The 22369-nt window shown below is 48.6% G+C and carries 16 protein-coding genes and 1 other annotated feature; of the genes, 7 read left to right on the plus strand and 9 right to left on the minus strand.

Features of this window, described 5'->3' with window-relative positions; genetic code table 11:
* Genes BKD12_RS05005 through BKD12_RS05015 form a run of 3 tightly spaced genes read left to right on the plus strand, consistent with a single transcriptional unit; the run spans position 1 to position 4003 of the window.
* Positions 1 to 1443: a TrkH family potassium uptake protein gene (locus BKD12_RS05005; RefSeq protein WP_070088228.1), complete on the plus strand. Its 1443-nt coding sequence runs from the start codon at positions 1 to 3 to the stop codon at positions 1441 to 1443.
* A 12-nt stretch (positions 1444 to 1455) separates the two neighbouring features.
* On the plus strand, positions 1456 to 3069 hold the full coding sequence (locus BKD12_RS05010) for a hypothetical protein (RefSeq protein WP_070088229.1): 1614 nt from the start codon (positions 1456 to 1458) through the stop codon (positions 3067 to 3069).
* Position 3070: 1 nt separating this feature from the next.
* On the plus strand, positions 3071 to 4003 hold the full coding sequence (locus BKD12_RS05015) for an AEC family transporter (protein ID WP_070088230.1): 933 nt from the start codon (positions 3071 to 3073) through the stop codon (positions 4001 to 4003).
* A 67-nt stretch (positions 4004 to 4070) separates the two neighbouring features.
* Here the strand turns inward: BKD12_RS05015 and BKD12_RS05020 are convergent, their stop codons facing one another.
* A complete protein-coding gene (locus BKD12_RS05020) occupies positions 4071 to 5267 on the minus strand; it encodes a CapA family protein (RefSeq protein ID WP_070088231.1) in 1197 nt (398 codons plus the stop codon).
* Positions 5268 to 5389: 122 nt separating this feature from the next.
* Positions 5390 to 5812, minus strand: a complete 423-nt coding sequence (locus BKD12_RS05025; RefSeq protein WP_070088232.1) for a P-loop NTPase family protein — start codon at positions 5810 to 5812, stop codon at positions 5390 to 5392.
* 193 nt (positions 5813 to 6005) lie between these two features.
* Positions 6006 to 6301: a binding site (T-box leader), on the plus strand.
* Between the two features lie 47 nt (positions 6302 to 6348).
* Here BKD12_RS05025 and leuS point away from each other — a divergent pair.
* Complete coding sequence (gene leuS, locus BKD12_RS05030) at positions 6349 to 8778, plus strand: leucine--tRNA ligase (protein WP_070088233.1); 2430 nt, start codon at positions 6349 to 6351, stop codon at positions 8776 to 8778.
* A gap of 138 nt (positions 8779 to 8916) precedes the next feature.
* Here leuS and BKD12_RS05035 read toward each other — a convergent pair whose 3' ends face one another.
* The 5 genes from BKD12_RS05035 to BKD12_RS05055 form a co-directional block, all read right to left on the minus strand.
* Positions 8917 to 9915, minus strand: coding sequence for a D-alanyl-D-alanine carboxypeptidase family protein (locus tag BKD12_RS05035; protein ID WP_070088234.1), 999 nt, complete (start codon positions 9913 to 9915; stop codon positions 8917 to 8919).
* A gap of 125 nt (positions 9916 to 10040) precedes the next feature.
* The gene (locus BKD12_RS05040; RefSeq protein ID WP_242872710.1) at positions 10041 to 11096 is read right to left on the minus strand and encodes a sensor histidine kinase; all 1056 of its coding nucleotides are present in this window, start codon (positions 11094 to 11096) and stop codon (positions 10041 to 10043) included.
* Positions 11083 to 11778, minus strand: coding sequence for a response regulator transcription factor (locus BKD12_RS05045; RefSeq protein ID WP_070088235.1), 696 nt, complete (start codon positions 11776 to 11778; stop codon positions 11083 to 11085). Before BKD12_RS05045 ends, BKD12_RS05040 begins: the two co-directional genes overlap by 14 nt.
* Before the next feature lie 121 nt (positions 11779 to 11899).
* Entirely contained in the window at positions 11900 to 12904 is a 1005-nt protein-coding gene (locus BKD12_RS05050) for an asparaginase (protein ID WP_070088236.1), read from the minus strand.
* Positions 12901 to 13563, minus strand: a complete 663-nt coding sequence (locus BKD12_RS05055; RefSeq protein WP_070088237.1) for a YkgJ family cysteine cluster protein — start codon at positions 13561 to 13563, stop codon at positions 12901 to 12903. The genes BKD12_RS05050 and BKD12_RS05055 overlap by 4 nt, the downstream gene beginning before the upstream one ends.
* 107 nt (positions 13564 to 13670) lie before the next feature.
* On the opposite strand from BKD12_RS05055, the gene BKD12_RS05060 reads away from it, so the two are divergent.
* Genes BKD12_RS05060 through glf form a run of 3 tightly spaced genes read left to right on the plus strand, consistent with a single transcriptional unit; the run spans position 13671 to position 19148 of the window.
* Complete coding sequence (locus tag BKD12_RS05060) at positions 13671 to 14816, plus strand: exonuclease SbcCD subunit D (RefSeq protein ID WP_070088238.1); 1146 nt, start codon at positions 13671 to 13673, stop codon at positions 14814 to 14816.
* A gap of 4 nt (positions 14817 to 14820) precedes the next feature.
* Entirely contained in the window at positions 14821 to 17964 is a 3144-nt protein-coding gene (locus BKD12_RS05065) for an AAA family ATPase (RefSeq protein ID WP_083262837.1), read from the plus strand.
* A 50-nt stretch (positions 17965 to 18014) separates the two neighbouring features.
* Positions 18015 to 19148, plus strand: a complete 1134-nt coding sequence (glf, locus tag BKD12_RS05070; protein ID WP_070088240.1) for a UDP-galactopyranose mutase — start codon at positions 18015 to 18017, stop codon at positions 19146 to 19148.
* Positions 19149 to 19205: 57 nt separating this feature from the next.
* Here the strand turns inward: glf and BKD12_RS05075 are convergent, their stop codons facing one another.
* Both BKD12_RS05075 and BKD12_RS05080 read right to left on the minus strand, forming a co-directional pair.
* Positions 19206 to 20822: a CTP synthase gene (locus BKD12_RS05075; protein WP_070088241.1), complete on the minus strand. Its 1617-nt coding sequence runs from the start codon at positions 20820 to 20822 to the stop codon at positions 19206 to 19208.
* Positions 20823 to 20867: 45 nt separating this feature from the next.
* Complete coding sequence (locus BKD12_RS05080; RefSeq protein ID WP_070088242.1) at positions 20868 to 22361, minus strand: DUF1846 domain-containing protein; 1494 nt, start codon at positions 22359 to 22361, stop codon at positions 20868 to 20870.
* Positions 22362 to 22369: the final 8 nt, after the last annotated feature.

A 22369-nucleotide genomic window follows, 5' to 3' on the forward strand; every position in this document is an offset into this window, starting at 1 on the left:
ATGAATACAAAAATGATACGGTACATACTTGGTAAAATGTTAGGAGTAGAAGCATTGCTTTTGCTCCTGCCTGCGTTTGTCTCTTTGCTTTACCGGGAGACAGATGGCATATATTTTCTCATACCGGCGGCAATCCTTGCAGTGGTATATTTGTTTACAGGCGTCAGAAAGCCGAAAAACCCGGAGATCTACGGGAAGGAGGGAATGGTGATCGTAGCCAGCGCATGGATCCTCTGGTCGATGTTTGGCGCCCTGCCGTTTACTCTTTCCGGAAGTATTCCCAATTATATTGACGCCTTGTTTGAAACAATCTCCGGATTCACAACGACCGGTTCCACAGTGCTGACAGATGTAGAGGCGCTTCCGCAGGGGATGCTGTTCTGGCGCAGCTTTACACACTGGGTCGGAGGAATGGGCGTGCTGGTATTTGTTATGGTGCTGACATCGTTTGACAAAAATTCCATGGTCCTGATGAGAGCAGAGGTGCCGGGACCGGAGAAGGATAAGCTGGCGCCGAAGATGATGACAAATGCCAGGATCCTGTACGGAATGTACCTTGGACTGACAGTGATCCAGGTCATCCTTCTTCTGTTTGGAGGGATGAATCTTTTTGACAGCCTGATCCATACTTTCGGAACAGCCGGAACCGGAGGATTCTCTAATTATGCACTCAGTGTCGCACATTTTGAAAGCGCCTACATTGACGGCGTTATCACTGTGTTTATGATCCTGTTTGGTATAAATTTCAGCTTGTATTATCTGCTTTTGCTGAGAGAATTCAAACCGGTATGGAAAAACGAAGAGCTCCGGACTTATCTGGGGATTATCCTTGCGGCGGCGCTGATCATTACTGCAAATATCAACTATATTTATGGAAATCCGCTGACTTCGTTCAGATATGCGATTTTCCAGGTGGCCTCCATCATAACAACCACAGGTTTTGCAACGGCGAACTATGTGGAATGGCCGATGCTGTCACAGACGATCCTGATGTTCCTGATGGTGGTGGGAGCATGTGCATCTTCTACCGGCGGAGGAATTAAGGTTTCAAGGCTGATCATGGCGGTTAAAAGTATTAAGCGCTCGATCCAGCAGATGGTACACCCCAAATCGGTCAATATTATCCGTGTAAACGGCAAGAAGGTCAGCAGCGATGTGCTGAGGACCGTATATGTTTTTCTGATCGCCTATGCATTGATTTTTATGCTTTCGGTGATGATAGTAGCAGTTGACAATTTTGATTTTACAACTACATTTTCAGCGGTCTTAACGACCATCGGCAATGTAGGACCTGGTATGGAGCTGGTAGGCCCTCTGGGAAGTTTTGCAGAGTTCTCGCCTCTGTCAAAGCTGGTTTTCTGCTTTGATATGCTGGCCGGCCGTCTGGAAATATTCCCGTTCCTGTTGTTGTTTACCGTTCCGTTCCGCAGGAATAAATTTTAATGGAGGTTGTCCATGACGAAACAAAGAAAAGTACTCATCGGAGTGGTTCTGATCCTGGCTGCAGGCCTGTATTATTATGTGGCGCTGCCGGCGGTCAACCTGCACTCCTCTGAGACCTGGTTTGCACTTTTGTTCCTGCTGGTCATTCTGGCGGCTTTATATCTGGTAAAGAAGAGACCTGGAAGAGGAGAGATCAGGCAGAATAAGGTACTGAAAGGATTTGCCTTTCTGATCCTTGCACTTGGGATCGTTTATCTGGCGGGAACTCTTCTTTCCTCGCCGATCGTGAACGCAAAAAAGTTCCAGCAGCTGATGAAGGTGGAAGAAGGAGAATTCACAGAAGATATCGAGGAGCTTTCTTTTGACCAGATTCCGATCCTTGACCGGGATACGGCTGCAATTCTGGGAGACCGGAAGATGGGAAGCATGGTGGACATGGTATCCCAGTTTGACGTGGATGATATTTACAGTCAGATCAATTACCAGGACAGGCCTTACCGGGTAACGCCTCTTAAGTATGCCAGCATTATCAAGTGGTTTACAAACCGCTCTGAAGGAATTCCGGCGTATATCCGGATCAATATGGCGGATCAGACCACGGAGCTGGTACAGCTTGAAGAGGGGATCAGATATACGACCAGTGAACATCTGAACCGTAATATATACCGTCATCTCAGATTTGCACATCCAACTTATATATATGGAGAGCTGAGCTTTGAGATTGATGAAGAAGGCGTGCCCTACTGGATCGCACCGGTGAAAAAGTTTAACATTGGCCTGTTCGGCGGAGAAACCGTTGGAAAGGTAGTTATCTGCAATGCTGTCAACGGCGAGATGAAGACCTATGACATCGAAGATGTTCCTCAGTGGGTCGATCGGGTATATTCTGCGGATCTGCTGGTGGATCTGTTCGATTACTATGGCACACTGAAGCATGGATTCTGGAATAGTGTGCTGAGCCAGAAGGACTGCCTGAAAACGACAGAGGGGTATAATTATCTGGCGCTGAATGATGATGTGTGGATGTATACTGGTGTAACTTCTGTGAATCAGGATCAGTCAAATGTAGGGTTTGTGCTGTCCAACCAGAGAACAATGGAAACGAAGTATTATGAAGTGGAAGGAGCGACCGAAGCGGCAGCAATGTCTTCAGCGGAAGGGCAGGTACAGAATCTGAAATATAAGGCCACGTTTCCGCTGCTTCTGAATATTTCAGATGAGCCGACCTATTTCCTTTCCTTAAAGGATGATGCCGGATTGGTGAAAAAATATGCGATGGTCAACGTACAGCAGTATCAGATCGTGGCTATCGGTGACAGTGTAAGTCAGTGTGAAGAAAACTATCTGGATCTTCTTGCAAGCAACGGAGTTAAGACGTCGGAAGAAACAGGGACGGAAGAACAGACAGTGACGGGAACAGTGGAAAAGGTTGCACAGGCGGTCATTGAGGGCACCTCTCATTATTATCTGATGCTGGAAGGCTCGGATGCAATTTATGATGTGTCGGTGGAAAAGTTCCTTGACGTGATCCGGCTGGAACCGGGGATGAATGTAACACTCGGGTATCAGGAAGGGAAGAAGGCGAATACCGTCACTTCTCTGGAATTGGCAGAAGAAGGTCCATAACATGGAATTAAGTGTTTTATTGGCGGAACAGATCGTCGTCATCTTTTTGATGATGGCGATCGGTTACGTTATTGTAAAAATAAGATTATTCAAAACGGAGGACAGCAGTGTTCTTTCCAATCTGGTGGTGTATATATGCTTCCCTTGTGTGATCATCAATTCCTTCCAGATTGAACTGACGGCCAGGACCGCAAAAGGGCTTCTGCTGGCTGTGGCGGCTGCCGCGGCCGCCCATGCTTTTATGCTCCTGGCAGTATGGATTCTGGAAAAGCCGCTTAGGCTGAACAGTATAGAAAAGGTGTCTATCATTTATACCAATGCGGGATATCTGGTGATTCCGCTGGTCAGTGCCGTGCTGGGAGAAGAATGGGTGTTTTATACCACGGCATTTTTGCTGGTACAGAATCTCCTGACATGGACCCATGGGGTTAGTGTGCTGAAGGGGGAATCTGAGAGAAACTACCGCAAGATCCTGCTGAATCCCAATATTATTGCGCTGGCAGCGGGAATTTTGCTGTTTGCGGCGCAGATCCGGCTTCCTGCGGTCCTTGCTTCCTGCGTGGAGAGCATGAGCGGCCTGGTGACGCCGGCCAGTATGCTGGTGATAGGGATGGTGATAGGAGATGTGGATCTTGGATGGGTATTTTGCCAGAAACGGCCATATCTGATTTGTCTCATCCGCCTGGTAGTGATCCCGCTGGCTGCCGCAGCCGGCTTTGCGGCTGTAGAAAGGGCAGGACTTCATGCAGATGCTGAGTATATCCTGCTGATCGTCCTGATTGCGGTGGCGGCTCCAGTGGCGGCAATCATCACACAGCTTGCACAGATTTATGACAGAGATGTAAGGTATGCAAGTGTGATCAATGTTATGTCCGTTGTGTTCTGCATCTTTACGATGCCGCTGGCCGTGCTGATATATGAACTGCTGATCTAGTTGTGAACAAACTGTGAAGGGGGACGTACACTTTTGCCAAAAGTGTACGTCCCCCTTCACAGTTTGTTCACAGTTTCTGGCTGTATTCCTGGAGCCGGTCCAGGACTCGTTGCCGTTCTGTTCCGTCCAGCGGAACCGGACAATAATCATTTTTATCCGGAGAGGAAGAAATGGAACAGGGAATGATATTTGTCTGATCATCCATGATCAGTGCACCGTCCTGGAAAGTAAAGGTCTGCTGAAAGATAATGGTGTCTTTATCTGCCGGATTGGAATTTCCTCCGAAGCAGAAGTTGCCAAGACTGTAGGCGATATATTTTCCTTTGTATTTTTCGATCCCCTGGAGTACGTGCGGATGATGGCCTATGACCAGATCTGCGCCCTGATCTATGGCATAGTGAGCAAGCTCCTTCTGTACTGCATTGGGAACATGCTCTTTTTCGAGTCCCCAGTGAAAATTAACGATGATAAGCTGTGCGCCGGATTCCTTTAATAAAGCGATATTATCCTTTACCTGCTGCTTTTTGTTCAGATGTTCTGCCAACTCATAGATTCCGGTAAGGCCAATTTTGATGCCTTTTACATCCACCAGTTTGGTGTGTTCATAGCCAAAGGTGACAACTCCGGCATTTTCCAGAGCAGAGATGGTATCATTGTAGCTTTGCTCGCCGTAATCGTAGCTGTGATTATTAGCCAGGTTTGCAGCTTCTACAGAGCTTCCGGAAAGGATCAACGCATATTCGGCAGGGGCTTTGAAGGCATAGGTTTTGTCCTGGCGGTTTTCCGATTCTGTCAGAGTGCCTTCCATATTTACAATAGACAGGTCATCCTGCTGGAGGATGGAGCGTACATGCTGGAAAAAATAATCGGGGCCGTACTGTTCGTAGTAAGAATTCAGGCTGGTGGAACGGGCAAAAGACTCATCAGTTCCCAGTGTACAGTCACCCATGGAGCTGACAGTAACAGATACTGGCTCGCCGGAAAAGACGGGCTCGTCAGTGTTGATCACGAGAGCTTTTACCTCAACATCCGGCTTTTTTGTCTCGTCGCTCTTATCCTGCGGGTTCTTTTCTTCCCTGGCAGAGCTTTGAAGTTCTTTTGCAAGATTCATGATATATCCGGAAACTTTCGGAGCCGCGGTCCGGATTCCGAGGACAAGTCCGGCGGCAAGGAAGAGAAAAAGGAGAGCACAAAAAATAAGGCGGGCCTTTCTGAGCCGCCTGCGCCGCTTTCTTTTCTTTTTTGCATCTTTAATTCCACCCATACGATTCTATCTTCTGTTTGCCTGCCCGTTTAAGGGTTGTCCTTTAGATATGCCATAAAAAACAGGCAGCCCGGATCCGGACTGCCTGTAAATATTCTCTTCTGATGCAGGAGAGTGTGTTACTAATTCAGATAGCAGCAGTCCTCGCCGATCACGTTTGCTACGTCATCTTTTTCTGCGCTTACACTTACATAAAAATCAATGCCACATTCCTTGGAAATACCCTTCAGATCCTGGATGAATTTTGGAAGAGTTTCCAGAGTAATGTCTGCGTGCTTCAGAACGCCGTCGATGAAAATGCATTCGATGTCGTGATTGGAGCTGTACATTCCATAAATGAATCCAACATAATTGTCTGTATTTTTGATTGCCGGAAGGTCATCCATGCAGATGGTGCGGATATTGAAATCTACACTGGTAGTGTCGCGGTGAGTCTTTTTGATGAATACGACGCTGCCGCTGCATTTTTTCGCCGCCTCATTGGCTTTTTCAATCATGATCTGTGTCTTTCCGGTGCCTTTCGGTCCTGTTAATAAATTTACCATGGTAAACACTCTCCTTTATGTATCATATTTACTGAAAACCTCAGCACGATTAACTTATATCCATTATACACGAAAGTGATAAATGCCACAACAAGAAAATGTGTTTTTTCGTCGGTTTGCATAAGTGGGAAAATAGCACTTGACTTATTTTAATGTTATTCTTATAATAAGTAAGAAATCTTTGGAAATACAGATAGAAGCAAAGAAGAGGAATAGTAAGAGTCTGCTGCTTTCCCAGAGAGCTGCCGGCCGCTGCAAGGCAGTAAAGAGCGTCTCCCAACTGGCCTCGGAGTTCTTCTGCTGAACCGTCTGACATGGTGTAAGACCATCAGGGATCCTATACAGGCAGACAGACGCAAGTAGGCGGAAGCGGGTATTCCCGTTATAGAAAGAATGAGTGCACATCGGATGAAAAGACTGCTTTCGCAGGAAAAGTTATCCGGGTGAAAAAGAGTGGTACCACGGAAAACAAGCCTTTTCGTCTCTTTGGAGATGGAAAGGCTTTTCATATGTAATCAGAAAGCGAGGAATAAAAAATGTCAAGAGTACCTTATAATCATAAGGCAATCGAAAAAAAATGGCGTGAGAACTGGGAAAAGAATCCGGTCAACCCTAAAACAGACGAAAACGGCAATAAGAAAGAGAAATATTATTGTCTGGATATGTTCCCATATCCGTCCGGAAATGGTCTCCATGTAGGACACTGGAGAGGCTATGTGATCTCCGATGTATGGAGCCGGTATAAGCTGCAGCAGGGCTATTATATTATCCATCCTATGGGATGGGATGCGTTTGGCCTGCCGGCAGAAAACTATGCGATTAAGATGGGTGTGCATCCGGCGGTATCTACAGCAGAAAACATTAAGCATATCAAGGAACAGATCAACCAGATCGCAGCTCTTTATGACTGGGACCGTGAAGTGAACACCACAGACCCGGATTACTATAAGTGGACACAGTGGATCTTTGTAAAAATGTTCAAGGAGGGCCTTGCTTACGAGAAGGAATTCCCGATCAACTGGTGTCCGTCCTGTAAGACCGGCCTTGCTAACGAGGAAGTGGTGAATGGAAAATGTGAGCGCTGCGGAGCAGAGGTGACCAAGAAAAACCTGCGCCAGTGGATGCTGAAAATCACGGCGTATGCAGAGCGCCTTCTCAATGATCTGGATAAGCTGGACTGGCCGGAAAAGGTAAAGAAGATGCAGACCGACTGGATCGGCAAATCCTATGGAGCAGAGGTGGATTTCCCGATCGAGAACAGGGAAGAGAAGATCACAGTCTATACGACCAGACCAGATACACTTCACGGAGCCACCTTCATGGTGCTTGCGCCGGAGCATGAACTGGCAAAAGAGCTGGCCACAGATGAGACAAGAGAAGCAGTAGAGAAGTATATTTATGAAGCGTCTATGAAGTCTAACGTGGACCGTATGCAGGATAAAGAGAAGACCGGTGTATTTACGGGAAGCTATGCTGTCAACCCGATCAACGGCAAGAAGGTTCCGATCTGGCTGTCAGACTATGTACTGGCTGATTACGGTACCGGAGCTATCATGTGTGTACCGGCACACGATGACCGTGACTTTGAGTTCGCTACGAAATTTGGAATCCCGATCATCCAGGTTATCGCCAAAGACGGAAAAGAGATCGAAAATATGACCGAAGCTTATACCGAAGCATCAGGAATCATGATCAATTCCGGTGAGTGGAATGGTATGGAGTCCTCTGTCCTGAAAAAAGAGGGACCGCATATCATTGAGGAAAAAGGAATCGGACGCGCAACCGTAAACTACAAGCTGCGTGACTGGGTATTCTCCCGTCAGAGATACTGGGGAGAGCCGATCCCGATCATTCACTGTCCGCACTGCGGCAATGTGCCGGTGCCGGAAGAAGAACTGCCACTTCGTCTGCCGGATGTACAGTCCTATGAGCCTACCGGAACCGGAGAATCTCCGCTGGCGGCTATCGACGAGTGGGTAAACTGCAAGTGTCCGGTCTGCGGAGCGGATGCAAAACGAGAGACCAATACCATGCCGCAGTGGGCAGGATCTTCCTGGTATTTCCTGCGGTATGTGGATAATCACAACGATAAGGAACTGGTATCCAGAGAGAAAGCGGATGAAATGCTGCCGGTAGATATGTATATCGGCGGTGTGGAGCACGCAGTACTCCACCTACTGTATGCGAGGTTCTACACCAAGTTCCTGTGCGATATCGGAGTGATTGATTTTGATGAGCCGTTCCACAAGCTGTTCAATCAGGGAATGATCACCGGAAAGAACGGTATCAAGATGAGTAAGTCTAAAGGAAACGTGGTATCACCGGATGATCTGGTAAGAGATTACGGATGCGATTCCCTTAGAATGTATGAGCTGTTCGTAGGACCGCCGGAACTGGATGCGGAATGGGACGACCGTGGAATCGACGGCGTGAACCGTTTCCTGAAACGTCTCTGGAACCTGGTACAGGACAGCAAGGATGCAGATATTAAGGCTACAAAAGAAATGATCAAGGAAAGACACAGACTGGTATATGACATTACTACCCGTCTGGAGAGCTTCAGCTTAAATACCGCGATCTCCGGATTCATGGAGCACAACAATAAGCTGCTTGAGATTGCCAAGAAGGAAGGCGGAATCGACAAAGAGACGCTGTCGACTATGGCAGTGCTGCTGTCTCCATTTGCACCTCATATCGCAGAAGAAATCTGGGAACAGCTAGGCCATGAAGGAAGTGTGTTCCGTGCAGGATGGCCGACCTATGATGAAGAGGCTATGAAGGATGACGAGGTAGAGGTGCCGGTACAGATCAACGGCAAGACCAGAGCCGTGATCTCTATTTCCGCGGATATTTCCAAGGAAGACGCTATCGCAGCCGGAAAGGCCGCTGTGGCAGACAAACTGACTGGAAATATTATTAAGGAAATCTATGTGCCGAAGAAGATTATAAATATTGTGCAGAAATAAGATGACAAAAGATAAGTTATCCAGCCGGGTGGCACTCCGGCATCTCTTTAAGACCGCTAGGGCGTGATAGCTGCCTGTTCTATCCTTGAATAACTTATTTTTCCAGTATATGTGCCGGGTATGGGTTTGACAATAGCTTTAAGCAGCGCCGATCCGGTCATATACTTTTATGGCATCCAGGACATGATAAGGTTCTGTCTCGTGGTCTCCTGGCGCGCCGGTGGTCACCAGGATATATTCCCGGCCATTTATGCTTGCCAGGCTTGCAAGGCAGAGACCGGCGTCCTCGGTGTACCCGGTCTTTCCGCCCAGGATTTTGCCACCGGTCACAGACGGATCCGGGAGACTTTGGGAGAGGGTGCTTACAAAGGTGAGGCCGTCCGGATGAGAGACGGTGGGGGAAGCGGTATAGGTGTTTGTAGTAAATATCTGCCGGAAATCCGGATTCTTAAGGGCATAGACTAAAAGCTTTGCAATATCTCCCGCCGTTGAATAATGGCGATTGTTTTGGAGGCCTGTGCAGTTGGTAAAATGAGTTCTTGACATTCCAAGTTCGTCTGCCTTTTCGTTCATCATGGATGCAAAAGCCTCCTCATCACCGGCAATTTCCTGTGCAAGGGTAAGGCAGCATTCTGCCCCGGAGGGGAGAAGAGCGCCGTAGAGAAGATCCCGGTATGTGACGGACTCACCGGGCTGGAATCCGGCCATGGAAGCCCCTTCCTCGTACAGATCCTGATAAATATCCGCAGGGACACTGGCGGTCCCGTTCAGATCCTCAATATGTTCCAGTCCTACAAGGACGGTCATGATCTTGGTAAGCGAAGCAGGATATACCCTCTGGTTTTCATTCCGGCTGCCCAGCACCTGTCCTGTTCCGGCATCGACAAGTACTGTCTGTGGACTGTAAAGGTCGTCGAGATAACTGGATAATTCTCCGCGGGTACTGTGAAAGGGGAGGGAAAAACCTGTAATCTCCAGAAAATTTCTGAATCCTAATATGATAAAAAGTACCAGAAGACACCAAAGAAAGAGGCGGCGCCTTTTCCTTTGGTGTCTTCTTTTCTGACGCCTGCTGCGGCTGTGAACGGAGTTTTTTCCGTGTCTTGGTGTTGTCTGTGATCTTTTTTGCTCTGTCATAACGTCGATCTTCCTTTCCGGTATTAGTTTACCGGAGAGAGACGAGGGAAACTTTAATATGACATTGCTAAATTACTAAGGAAAGATTAAGGTTTCGTTGAGGCTTTACTAATAGGACTGATTCCCTAGACCCATGCGGGAAGCTGGACGGCAAAACAGGTACGTCGATCCCTGCTCCTTGCTGTGATATCTCCGCCATGCTGCCGGGCAATCTCCCTTGCGATGGCAAGGCCCAGGCCCGAACCGCCGGTGTCCTGAGCACGGGAAGAATCCAGGCGGAAGAATTTTTCGAAAATGATCTCCAGCTTTTCCTCCGGGATGGTGACGCCGGTATTTTCGATCATAATAGAAATGGAATCGACGCTTCGCTCAGAACGGATCACGATAGGAGTGCCCGGATCACTGTAGGCCGCTGCATTTTTCAGAAGATTGTTGAACACCCGGGCCATCTTTTCAGGGTCGGCATAGAGATATTCTTCTTCGTCCACATCGTTCTGTATGGTATTTACATGCTGTTCCAGTATGGGATATAGTTCTTCAGTCACCTGTACCAGAAGGGCGCAGAGGTTGACCTTCTGCTTTTCCAGCGGGATTTTCTGCAGATTATACCGGGTGATGTCAAAAAACTCGTTGATCAGCCCCTCCAGGCGTTCAGATTTGGAAAGAGCTGTGTCAAGGTACTTTTGCCGCTGTTCTTCCGGCATCTTTGGTGTCTCTGTAAGAAAGCTCAGATAGCCGATCACGGAGGTGAGAGGTGTCTTCAGGTCGTGGGCCAGATAAGCGATCAGATCGTCTTTTCTCTGCATTTCGCCTTTAAGAATTTCCTGCTGGCGCTTTTGTTCTACTCTGAGTTTTTCCAATTCCTTTGCCTGTTCACATTTTAATTTCCTTCGGCTTTTTTCTGTAAGGAAAAAGATCAGAAGCGCCACCAGGACTGCCAGAAGGCATAATGTCCAGAGAAGAAAGCTTTTTAAGGCAGGCCAGTAGATTTCCTCATGGGTTCCTACATAGCCTGCCTGAGGGTCATAATAGGCAGCAACGGTAGTTGTGAAGTTCCTGGTGAACCAATCTACAAACATGCCATTTAGGACATGGTCTGCAAAACCATACAAAAGATAAACGCCGATCAGGGAGAAGACAGCTGCCGCAGCTGGCTTCCAGAGTATTTTAGTGATCTTCAATTTTATATCCGCACCCCCAGACTGTTTTAATGTATTTCGGGTGTTCAATAGAATCGCCCATTTTTTCGCGCAGGTGCCGGATGTGTACGGTGATCGTGTTGTTTTTCCGGCTGTAGTATTCGTTCTGCCAGATTGCATGGAATAATTCCTCGGAGCTGACGACACTGCCTTTTTTACGGCACAGGATCTCAAGCACAGAAAATTCGGTGGGTGTCAGCTTTAACTCCTTTCCTCCGAGATGACACTCATGAGTCCGTACATTGATGGTCAGGGCGCCGCGGGCCAGGATATCTTCTTCTTCCCGTGGTGCGTTGTACTTTTTATAGCGTCGGAGCTGGGCCTTGACTCTGGCTACCATTTCCAGAGGGCGGAATGGTTTTGTGATATAGTCGTCGGCGCCCATGGCCAGGCCGTTGATCTGGTCGATTTCTTCTCCCTTAGCTGTGAGGAAGATGACGGGATAGGCGTCAGTTTCCCGGATTTTCCGGCAGACAAAAAGTCCGCTGGTACCCGGCATCATAATATCCAGGATAGCTAGGTCAGGCTTTTCTTTCTGAATCTGTTCTAAGGCTTCCCGCCCGGAGTAACAGGGGATTGTCTGGAAATTTTCGTTTTGAAGATAAAGGCAGACGAGATCCGCAATATCCGGTTCATCGTCTGCCACTAAGATGCGTTCATTCATGAAATTGCCTCCTTCCTGCTTGCCGGCACCTGAGCGGTGCGGCACTGTTGTCTCTATCGTAGCAGGAAGAGATTAAGGTTTTCCTTTTAAAATCTTAAGATTTTATAAAAGCGTCCGGAGATTAATAAATATCCTCCTGACGGTCCAGGTTGATGACCTTTTCAAACATGGCCTGGATCTTTTCGCGGTCGTCTGTCTGTCCCAGTACCCACATGATCTTGGCCACGATGGCTTCCGTAGTCATGTCCCCGGCCTGCAGGATGCCGGGATAATCGCTGTATTTTTTACCGACCTGGTACACCTGGAGATCACAGCCTTCTTCCGGAACCTGTGTAGTCACGGCTAAAGTTTTTCCAGAGTCTACCCAGTCAAAAATCGCTTTCTGGAAAGAATCGTCATATTCCGGAATGCCTCCGATCCCGAAGGTCTCCAGGATGATGGCGTCGTAATGATCCTTTAAAAGATAGAAAATATCGGCTTTGACCTCTGGGGTCAGCTTCAGGACAAAGACGCGGTCGTCCAGCTGGTGATAAGTCTTAAGATCAGACGGCTTTGGTATCACGCCGGTATAATGGCGGATGATACGGTCGTCGTGGATGATGGCAAGTGGCGGGAAATTCATGCTCTCAAAGGCGTCAAAACTTCTGGTGCGCTGTTTTCTCGCCCGGGTACCGATGACAGCCTTGCCGTTGAAGACGATCGAAACCCGGCAGGATTTGTCATCCAGGGCGTACAGGATACTCTGATAGATATTCAGCTTGGCGTCGGTATAAGGATCTCCCATGGGTTTCTGAGATCCGGTAAGAACGATAGGCTTCCTGGAGTCCTGGATCAGATAAGACAGAGCGGCAGCCGTATATGCCATGGTATCCGTTCCGTGCAGGACTACAAAGCCGTCATAATTGTCGTAATGTGAAAGAATTGCCTCGCTGATCATCAGCCATTGGCGCGGGCGCATATTAGTGCTGTCGATGTTCATCAGCTGCAGTACGGTCAGGTCACATTTTTTTTCGATGCCCGGCACGTTGGCTGCCAGTTCTTCCCCTGTCATGGCAGGGGTCAGCCCGTCCCCGCCTTCCTTGGAGGCGATGGTGCCTCCGGTTGCGATCATAAGTATCTGCTTCATTTGTTGTTCAACCTCTCTTTTTCTAATCTCTGGTAAAATTGCTCGTAGAAATCCTGATCAGTCCGGAAAGGACGGACATAAAATGCGGTCAGGACAGACATGCTTAAAGTCTTGACCATTTCCGGTCCTTCAGAAGCGGCTGCTTTTTCCTGAAGCCCCTTCAGATAATAATGCCAGTCGGAAATATAAGTCTCATAGCGTCTGACGTCCGGAGTATCGATCCATTTGCGGATCTTGACCTTGGATTTGTTTGGCTTTGGACATTCGTGGACCTGTAAAAAATACTGGAATCCTGTCCCGTCGTAATACCGTCCCAGCGGAAAGATCCGGCAGATGCCGGGCCTTAAGGGATGGATGGAGCATCTGCCCTGGTCATTCAAAAATGTACAGGCTTCCCCGGGGCCTGTCATTTTCAAATTTGGCAGGATGATGCCGTCTACCACCTGGAGCTCCAGATGGGATGCCAGAAGTTCATCAAAGGACTTCCCGAGGCCGGAAGCAATCCGGTGGACATCCAGGGGATCCAGCACGATAGAGGATCCCATGCCCCGGCAGCAGGAAGAGCAGCCCTTGCAGCCGCCGCAGTCTGCCCGGACCATATCCTGGCTTTGATAAAATTTACCGTCAGATATCTCGTTGAAATCCAGTTCTCTTAACATAATATATGTATCCTTTTTCGATATGAATTTACCTGGAATAGCTCTTGATAGCTAAGAAGATTATAGTGTAAGATAGATTCAGATGTAAAGTAGAAAGGAATGTTTTCATGAAATTTTTCCATTTGTCGGATCTTCATATTGGAAAACAGCTGCATCATTACAGCCTGAGAGAGGACCAGAGGGAGATTCTTGGCCAGGTGACAGAGTATGCCAGACAGCTGCATCCGGATGTGATCTTAATTGCCGGGGATGTGTATGATAAATCTGTGCCTTCAGCAGAGGCCGTCCGTTTGTGGGACGAATTTCTGACCGGACTTTCTGTGATCAGCCCCAGGATTCCGATTCTGATTATCAGCGGGAACCATGATTCGGCAGAGAGGCTTCAGTATGCATCAGCTCTTCTTAAGGGGCAAAAGATCTATCTGGCAGGAGAAGTGACAGAGCAGGGAATGACCAGGGTGACACTGACAGACGAGTATGGAGACGTCACATTTTATCTTCTTCCGTTTATCAAACCGTCCCATGTGCGGCACCTGTTCCCCGGGGAAGAACCGGAGACGTACACGGAAGCGGTGGAGAAATTAATTCGTAATCAAAATATTGATTTTATAAATAAAAGAAATGTATTGATTTCGCATCAGTTTTACCGGGGGATTTCGGATCCTGAGACCTGCGATTCGGAAATATTTTCTGTAGGGGGACTGGATCAGGTGGATGCTTCTGTGATACGGAAATTCGACTATGCGGCGCTGGGTCATCTGCACGGGGCACAGAGTGTCGGGGAGGAGAAAATCCGTTACTGTGGGACGCTGCTGAAATATTCTGTAAGTGAAGCGTCTCATCAAAAGGCGCTCCATCTGGTGACGCTTGGAGAGAAAGGAGATCCTCTTAAGATTGAGAAGCTTACGCTTCATCCACTGCGTGAGGTCCGGAAAAAGAAAGGAACACTCTCAGAACTTCTGGCAGAGGTTTCGCCTGATGAACGGAATGATTTTATCAGTATCACACTGACTGATGAAGAAGAATTGTACAAGCCAAGAGAGCAGCTGGATCAGGTCTATTCTCATATTCTGGAGATGAGGATTGAAAATACCAGGACCAGGCGGAAGCTTGAGGAACTGGATGAGACAGTGAAGATTCAAAGTCCGGCGGAGGCCTTTGGAGAATTTTACCAGAAAATGCAGGGAACCAGAATGAGCGAAGAGGAAGAACGGTTCATGGATGAAATATTCGAACAGGTGAAGGGAGAGTAGGCGCATGAGGCCAATACGATTAGAAATGTCTGCCTTTGGATCCTATGCGGGCAGGACAGTGATTGACTTTTCAAATATATCGGGAGGCCTCTTCCTGGTGACGGGAGACACCGGAGCGGGAAAGACCACCATTTTTGATGCGATCACGTATGCGCTCTATGACCGTACCAGCGGCGGAAGAAGAGACGGAAATATGATGCGGAGCCAGTATGCGAAGGAAGGGGCGGACACCTATGTAGAGTATACCTTTTCCTATCAGGACCAGGTCTTTCAGATACGGAGAAATCCGGAATATCTCCGGGCGGGAAAGCGCCGGGGAAAAGACGGGGAGGTACGCATGGTCAGGGAAGCCGCTAAGGTGGAACTTATCATGCCTGACGGACAGGTATTCCGCGGGAAAAAACGGGAAACCGATCAGAAGATCATAGAGATCATGGGACTGACTGCAGAGCAGTTTACCCAGACAGCCATGATCGCCCAGGGAGATTTCTTAAAGCTTCTGCTGGCAGAATCCAGAGAGCGGAAGAAAATCTTTTCCAGGATTTTTCAAACGGAAGTCTGCAGCAGAGTCCAGGAAGAACTGAAAAAGCGTGCAGGAGAGTTGGCTGCCAGACTGGAAGAAAATCAAATAAATGTAAAAACCGAGCTGGAACGTGTGGAAAATACATTCCATGCTATGGAAAGATGGCAGGAGTTAAAAGAGAGTGAGATGCCTTCTTATCAGGAGATCTTCCAGATCCTTGAGGAAATCATCACCGAAGGAGAGACAAAAGAAAAGGAGATTTCCGGACAGAGTGATAAGCTTCAGAAGAGGATCCGGGAACTAACAGAAAAGAAGGAGAAGGGAGAAACCTGGCAGAGGTTAATAGAATCGCTGGAGAGGGAAACGAAAAGGAGAGAGGCGCTGGCAGAAAAGGAAGAGATTTATCAAAATCTTGAGCGGAAGCTGGATCTTGGAAAGAGGGCAGAACAGGCGGCACGGGCAGAGCAGCTGTTTGAACAGATAAAAGCAATCTGTGAAAAGAACAAGGCAGAGCTCCAGGAGGTAAAAAGAAAGCTTGCAGAGACAGAAGAAGCGGGAAAAGAAGCGAAAAAAGGCTATCAGGAGGCAGAACTGGAGAAGAAAAGAATAGAAGAGGCATATGGAGAAAAGATTATCTTCCTGAGAAATGCCCTTCCGATCTATAGCGAGGTTGCAAAACTAAGAGAAGAGGAAAAAAAGACTGAGCAAAAAATCCGGGAGAAGGAGCGAAAGGAGAAGGAGCTGGAAGAAAGAAAAAAGCAGGTTGCAGTGCAGAAGGAAGAAGCCATCCGGATCCGGGAGACCTGTAATGATGCAAAAAGCCGGCTGGATATTCTGTCTTATCAGAAGAAAGAACTGGACAATCGGCGGCGGCAGCTGGAGGCACTGCTGAAGCGGCAAAGGGAACTGGAGGAAAAAGAAAAGGACTGTGCAGAAAGCAGAAGGATACTGGAGCAGAAAAAAGAAGTATATCTGAGCTGCCATAGAATATACGAGAAAAAGTACCAGGCATTTTTGGACGGGCAGGCCGGGATTTTGGCCCAGAAGCTGGAAGAAGGAATTCCCTGTCCGGTTTGCGGGGCTCTCAAACATCCGTCTCCATCTCTTTTGCCGGAAGAACTTCCGACAGAGGCGGAAGTGAAGGAGGCAAAAAAGCTTAGGGACGACGCAGAAGAAATCCGCAATCAATGTGCACAAAGCTATCAACAGGCAGCCTCCGGTTACCAGACACTTCTTTTGGTTTTCCGGGAGGAATTTGACAAATTGTTTCCGGAGGAAACCGGGGAGGAAAAATCTGTAATAAAGAGCGGGATAGAAGAATCCTGCCAGAGAGACAAAGAGCTGAATCAGAAGATGAAACGTGCGGACGATGACCTGAAGCAGTATGAGAAGGCACGGGAAACCGAGGAAAAGCTCCGGCATATTGAGGAGCAGATGAGAGCAGACGAAGAGCGGCTTAAGGAGGAAAAGGAGCAGCTGCTGCTGGAGAGAAAAGAGGCGGAGACGGCGATCCGTACCAGGAGCCGTGAACTTCCGGAGACAGACGAAAGGGAAGCGAAGGAACAGCTTAAACATATGGAAGACTCGGTAAAGCTTGCCGGAGACAAATGGCGGAAGGCAGAGGAGGAATATCGAAGGCTGGCTGAAAACTGGAACCATCTCAGGGGCCAGGAGGCGCGTATGCAGGATACCTGGGAACAGAATCGGGCAGACAGGAAACAACGGCAGGAAGAATACCGTCAGACCATTGCGGAACAAGGGTTTCAGGATGAAGCCTCCTACCGGGGAGCAGTGATGATGCCGTCAGAGATCAAAGAAAAGGAGCAGCAGCTGATGGCCTACCGGGAATCCTTAAAAGAAGCGGCAGGAAGAATTGCAAGCCTTGAGGAACAGCTGAAGGGAAAGAATCCGGTAGATCTGAAAGTCATTGCAGAAGAGATGGAAGAAGCAAGGCTGGAGTATGAAAAGACGAGAGAGTCTGAGCTTCAGACCTACGGAATGAATCAGAAAAACCGGGAAGTGCTGGAATCGCTAAAACGACGCGAACAGCTGGATGGAGATCTGAGGAAAGAGTATGAGAAGGTCAGCAGGCTAAGTAAAACCGCAAATGGCACCTTAAGCGGATCTGTAAAACTGGATTTCGAAACCTTTGTCCAGAGACAGTATTTCCGACAGATCATACAGGCGGCAAACCAGCGTCTGGTCCGTATGACCTCCGGAGAATTTCTTCTTCAGTGCAGAGATATCGAACATCTGGGGAGCCAGGGACAGGCAGGACTGGATCTGGATATCTATCATATGGCAAGCGATTCGGTGCGTGATGTGCGGACGTTATCAGGGGGAGAATCCTTTATGGCATCTCTTGCCATGGCGCTGGGGCTTTCCGATATTGTCCAGAACACAGCAGGTGCCGTCAGGATTGAAACGATGTTCGTGGATGAAGGGTTCGGTTCGCTGGATGATGAGGCCAGAGAGCAGGCGATCCGGGTGCTGACAGAACTTGCAGGCGAACGGCGCCTGGTGGGTATCATTTCTCATGTTAATGAACTGAAGGAGCAGATTGACAGAAAGCTTGTCATCACGAAGACGGAGCATGGGAGCAAGGCTGCATGGAGCATGGATTAAAGTTAAGAGAATAGACATGAAACTTTTCATATATATAGGAGGAAGCAGACATGAAATACGATTATCTCATCGTTGGAGCGGGACTGTTTGGTGCTATTTTTGCACATGAAGCAAAGAAGGCAGGGAAAAAGGTGCTGGTCATTGACCGGCGTGACCATATTGGAGGAAATATTTATACAAAAGAAGTAGAGGGCATCCAGGTACACCAGTACGGGGCACATATTTTCCACACCTCAGACAAGGAGGTCTGGGATTATATCCAGCAATTTGCCGAATTTAACCGCTATACCAACAGCCCGGTGGCCAGATATAAAGATGAACTTTATAACCTGCCTTTCAATATGAATACGTTCAGTAAGATGTGGGGCGTCAGGACTCCGGCAGAAGCAAAGGAGATCATTCAAAGACAGATTAAGGAGGCCGGTATCACGGAACCAAAGAATCTGGAGGAGCAGGCGATTTCCCTGGTAGGGAAAGATATTTATGAAAAGCTGGTCAAGGGTTATACAGAGAAGCAGTGGGGAAGACGCGCCACAGAGCTTCCCAGCTTTATTATCCGCAGGCTTCCGGTGCGCTATGTCTATGACAATAATTACTTTAATGACAAGTATCAGGGAATCCCTGTCGGCGGTTATACGAAGATCATCGAGCGCATGCTGGAAGGAACTGAGGTGAGGCTTATGACAGATTTCTTTGCGGACCGGGAAATCCTTGCGAAAGAGGCGGAAAACATCGTATTTACCGGCATGATCGACGCTTACTATGATTACTGCTTTGGAGAACTGGAATACCGGAGCCTCCGGTTTGAGACGGAGGTCCTGAATATGGAGAACTACCAGGGAAATGCGGTGGTCAACTATACAGAATATGAGGTGCCTTATACGAGAATCATCGAACATAAGCATTTTGAATATGGATGCCAGGGCGGATACGGCGGCGATGGATCGGGAGTTTCCGACAAGACTGTGATCACCCGGGAGTACCCGGCCGCCTGGAGCAGAGGAGAAGAACCCTATTATCCCATGAACGACGAGAAGAATAACGCACTGTATGCAAGGTACCGCGAGCTGGCTGACCAGGAAGAATATGTGATCTTTGGAGGACGCCTGGGAATGTATCGATATTATGACATGCATCAGGTGGTAAAAGAAGCGCTGGAATGTGTAAGAAGAAGCCTTTCATAAAAATAGAAATAATGGAAAAGCCGCAGGATTCCAAATAACGAACCTGCGGCTGTCTTTTTATTTATGATTCTGGTTTTGATACTCCAGGGAGGCCTCAATAAACCCGCGGAACAGAGGATGCGGGCGGTTAGGTCTGGATTTCAGTTCCGGATGGGCCTGGGTAGCAAGGAACCAGGGGTGTTCCGGAATCTCGATCATTTCCACGATCCGTCCATCCGGGGACAGGCCGGAGAGTTTCATGCCATGTTCTGTTAAGGCATCCCGATAGTCATTGTTGACTTCATAGCGGTGGCGGTGGCGTTCACTGATCTGATCCGTGCCATACAGCTGATAGGCTTTGGAATCCTTGTCCAGAACACAAGGATAGGCTCCAAGCCGCAGAGTTCCTCCGATATCTTCTACGCCGATTTGATCCGGCATGATATGGATCACCGGATGGGTAGTATCTGGCTTCAGCTCCGCACTGTGGGCATCGTTATAGCCCAGTACGTCTCTTGCAAACTCTACGATGGCAAGCTGCATACCAAGGCATAATCCCAGGAAGGGAACCTGGTGGGTGCGGGCGTATCTGATAGCCTCGATCTTGCCTTCAATACCCCGGAGTCCGAAACCTCCGGGAACCAGGATACCGCTGACATCGCCCAGAAGATCATCTACGTTTTCTGCAGTGACGGTCTCCGAATCCACCCACTTGATATTTACGGTGGCCCGGCTGAAGATACCGCCGTGCTTCAGGGCTTCCACCACGCTGATATAGGCGTCGTGGAGCTGGATATATTTTCCGACCAGGGCAACGGTAACCTCAGTGTTGGGATGCTTCAGGTAATCGACCATTTCTGTCCAGTCCTTCAGGTCCGGATCCGGGCAGGGCAGGTTCAGACATTCACATACCACGCCTGCCAGATTTTCCTTTTCCATGGCCAGCGGAGCTTCATATAAATATTCTACATCCAGATTCTGCAAGACATGATTTGAAGGTACGTTGCAGAACAGGGCAATCTTGTCCTTAATGCCGATATCCAGAGGATATTCGGAGCGGCAGACCAGGATGTCCGGCTGAATCCCCATTCCCTGCAGGTCTTTGACACTGGCCTGGGTGGGTTTGGTCTTCATTTCCTGGGAAGCCCGAAGATAAGGGATCAGGGTTACGTGGATCAGTACCACATTTTCCCGGCCTTTTTCATGCTGGAACTGCCGGATTGCCTCCAGGAAGGGCTGGCTTTCAATATCGCCTACTGTGCCGCCCACCTCGATGATGGCAATTTCTGTATCTTTGGCAGCGGGATTGCGGTAAAAACGGCTCTTGATCTCGTTGGTGATGTGTGGAATCACCTGAACGGTTCCTCCGCCAAAATCTCCCCGGCGCTCCTTCTGTAAAACAGACCAGTAAATCTTTCCTGTGGTGACATTAGAATTTTTGCTGAGACTTTCGTCGATAAATCTTTCATAATGTCCCAGATCCAGGTCTGTTTCAGCGCCATCGTCTGTTACGAAAACCTCTCCGTGCTGTACCGGATTCATAGTGCCCGGGTCGATGTTGATGTAAGGGTCAAATTTCTGCATGGTCACGGTATATCCGCGGGCCTTCAGGAGTCTTCCTAGAGATGCGGCGGTAATGCCTTTCCCGAGACCGGAAACGACACCGCCTGTAACAAACACATATTTTACTGCCATAGTTCCCTCCTTTAGTGAATTCTCGATTAAAAAAATACTTTTCGATTATACACCGGTTTTCTTGAAAAATACAGAGTTATTTTCATATTTTGCCTCAAAAGTTGCCTGGATGGAGAGCTTGCGGAACTGTTTCATATCAACAGAACCGACCATAACGGAGGTGTGGGCCTGACAGCCGGCAAGTTTTGGAAGCTGGTCTAAGGCCCGCTGTGCGTTTGGATTGGTTGCTGCGCTCACGGACAGGGCGATCAGGACCTCGTCTGTGTGAAGTCTGGGGTTGCGGCTGCCTAAGTATTTGGTCTTCAGCTTCTGGATTGGTTCAATGGCCTCCGGCGAGATCACATGGCAGTCGTGCTCAATGCCGGCCAGCTCCTTTAATGCATTAAGAAGAAGTGCCGCGCAGGCGCCCAGAAGATGGGAGGTCTTTCCGGTTACCATCCGCCCGTCTGCAAGCTGCAGGGCGGCAGCAGGCCCGCCAGTCTCTTCCGCGCGCTTTAGGGCCGCGTCTACGACCGGACGGTCATGCACCGTGATACCGGCCTGATTCATCAGCATTTCAATTTTGTAGACCTCATCATCGGAGCAGGCGCCGATCAGAAGGCGGCGCAGGGAGTCGTAGTACCGGCGGATGATCTCCTGCTTGGAAGCATCTCTACAGGCTTCATCGTCACAGATACAGTTTCCGGCCATATTTACACCCATGTCAGTAGGGGATTTATACGGGCTGGTGCCGTAAATCTGCTGGAACATGGCATTCAGGACCGGGAATATCTCGACATCCCGGTTATAGTTTACGGTGGATTCCCCATAAGCTTCCAGATGGAAGGGGTCTATCATATTAATATCATTTAAGTCTGCCGTAGCTGCCTCATAGGCAAGGTTGACCGGATGCTTCAGTGGGAGATTCCAGATAGGGAAGGTCTCAAATTTGGCATAGCCGGCGCGGATGCCCCGTTTGTGCTCATGATACAGCTGAGAGAGGCAGACGGCCATTTTTCCGCTTCCAGGTCCCGGGGCAGTGACAACCACCAGTGGTCTAGAGGTCTTGATGTATTCATTTTTTCCGTAACCTTCATCGCTGACGATGAGAGGCACATTTGCTGGATATCCGGGGATCACATAATGCCGGTAGACCTTGATGCCCAGCTTCTTCAGACGGTTCCGGAATAAAGAAGCGCTTTCCTGCCCGGCATATTTGGTGATGACAACGCTTCCTACGAAAAGGCCGTGTTCCCGGTAGACGCTGATCAGGCGCATCACGTCCGAATCATAGGTGATGCCAAGATCCCCGCGGATTTTGTTTTTTTCAATATCCTCGGCGCTGATGACAATGATGACCTCCGCCTGGTCAGAAAGCTGCTTTAACATGCGCAGTTTGCTGTCCGGCTGAAATCCGGGAAGAACGCGGGAAGCATGGTAGTCGTCAAACAGCTTTCCGCCAAACTCCAGATAAAGCTTGTTATCAAATTTGCCGATTCGTTCCCTGATATGGGAAGACTGGGTATTCAGGTACTTTTCGTTGTCAAATCCTATTTTCATATGTACTC

This window comes from Merdimonas faecis (genome assembly GCF_001754075.1).
GTDB classification, from domain to species: domain Bacteria; phylum Bacillota; class Clostridia; order Lachnospirales; family Lachnospiraceae; genus Merdimonas; species Merdimonas faecis.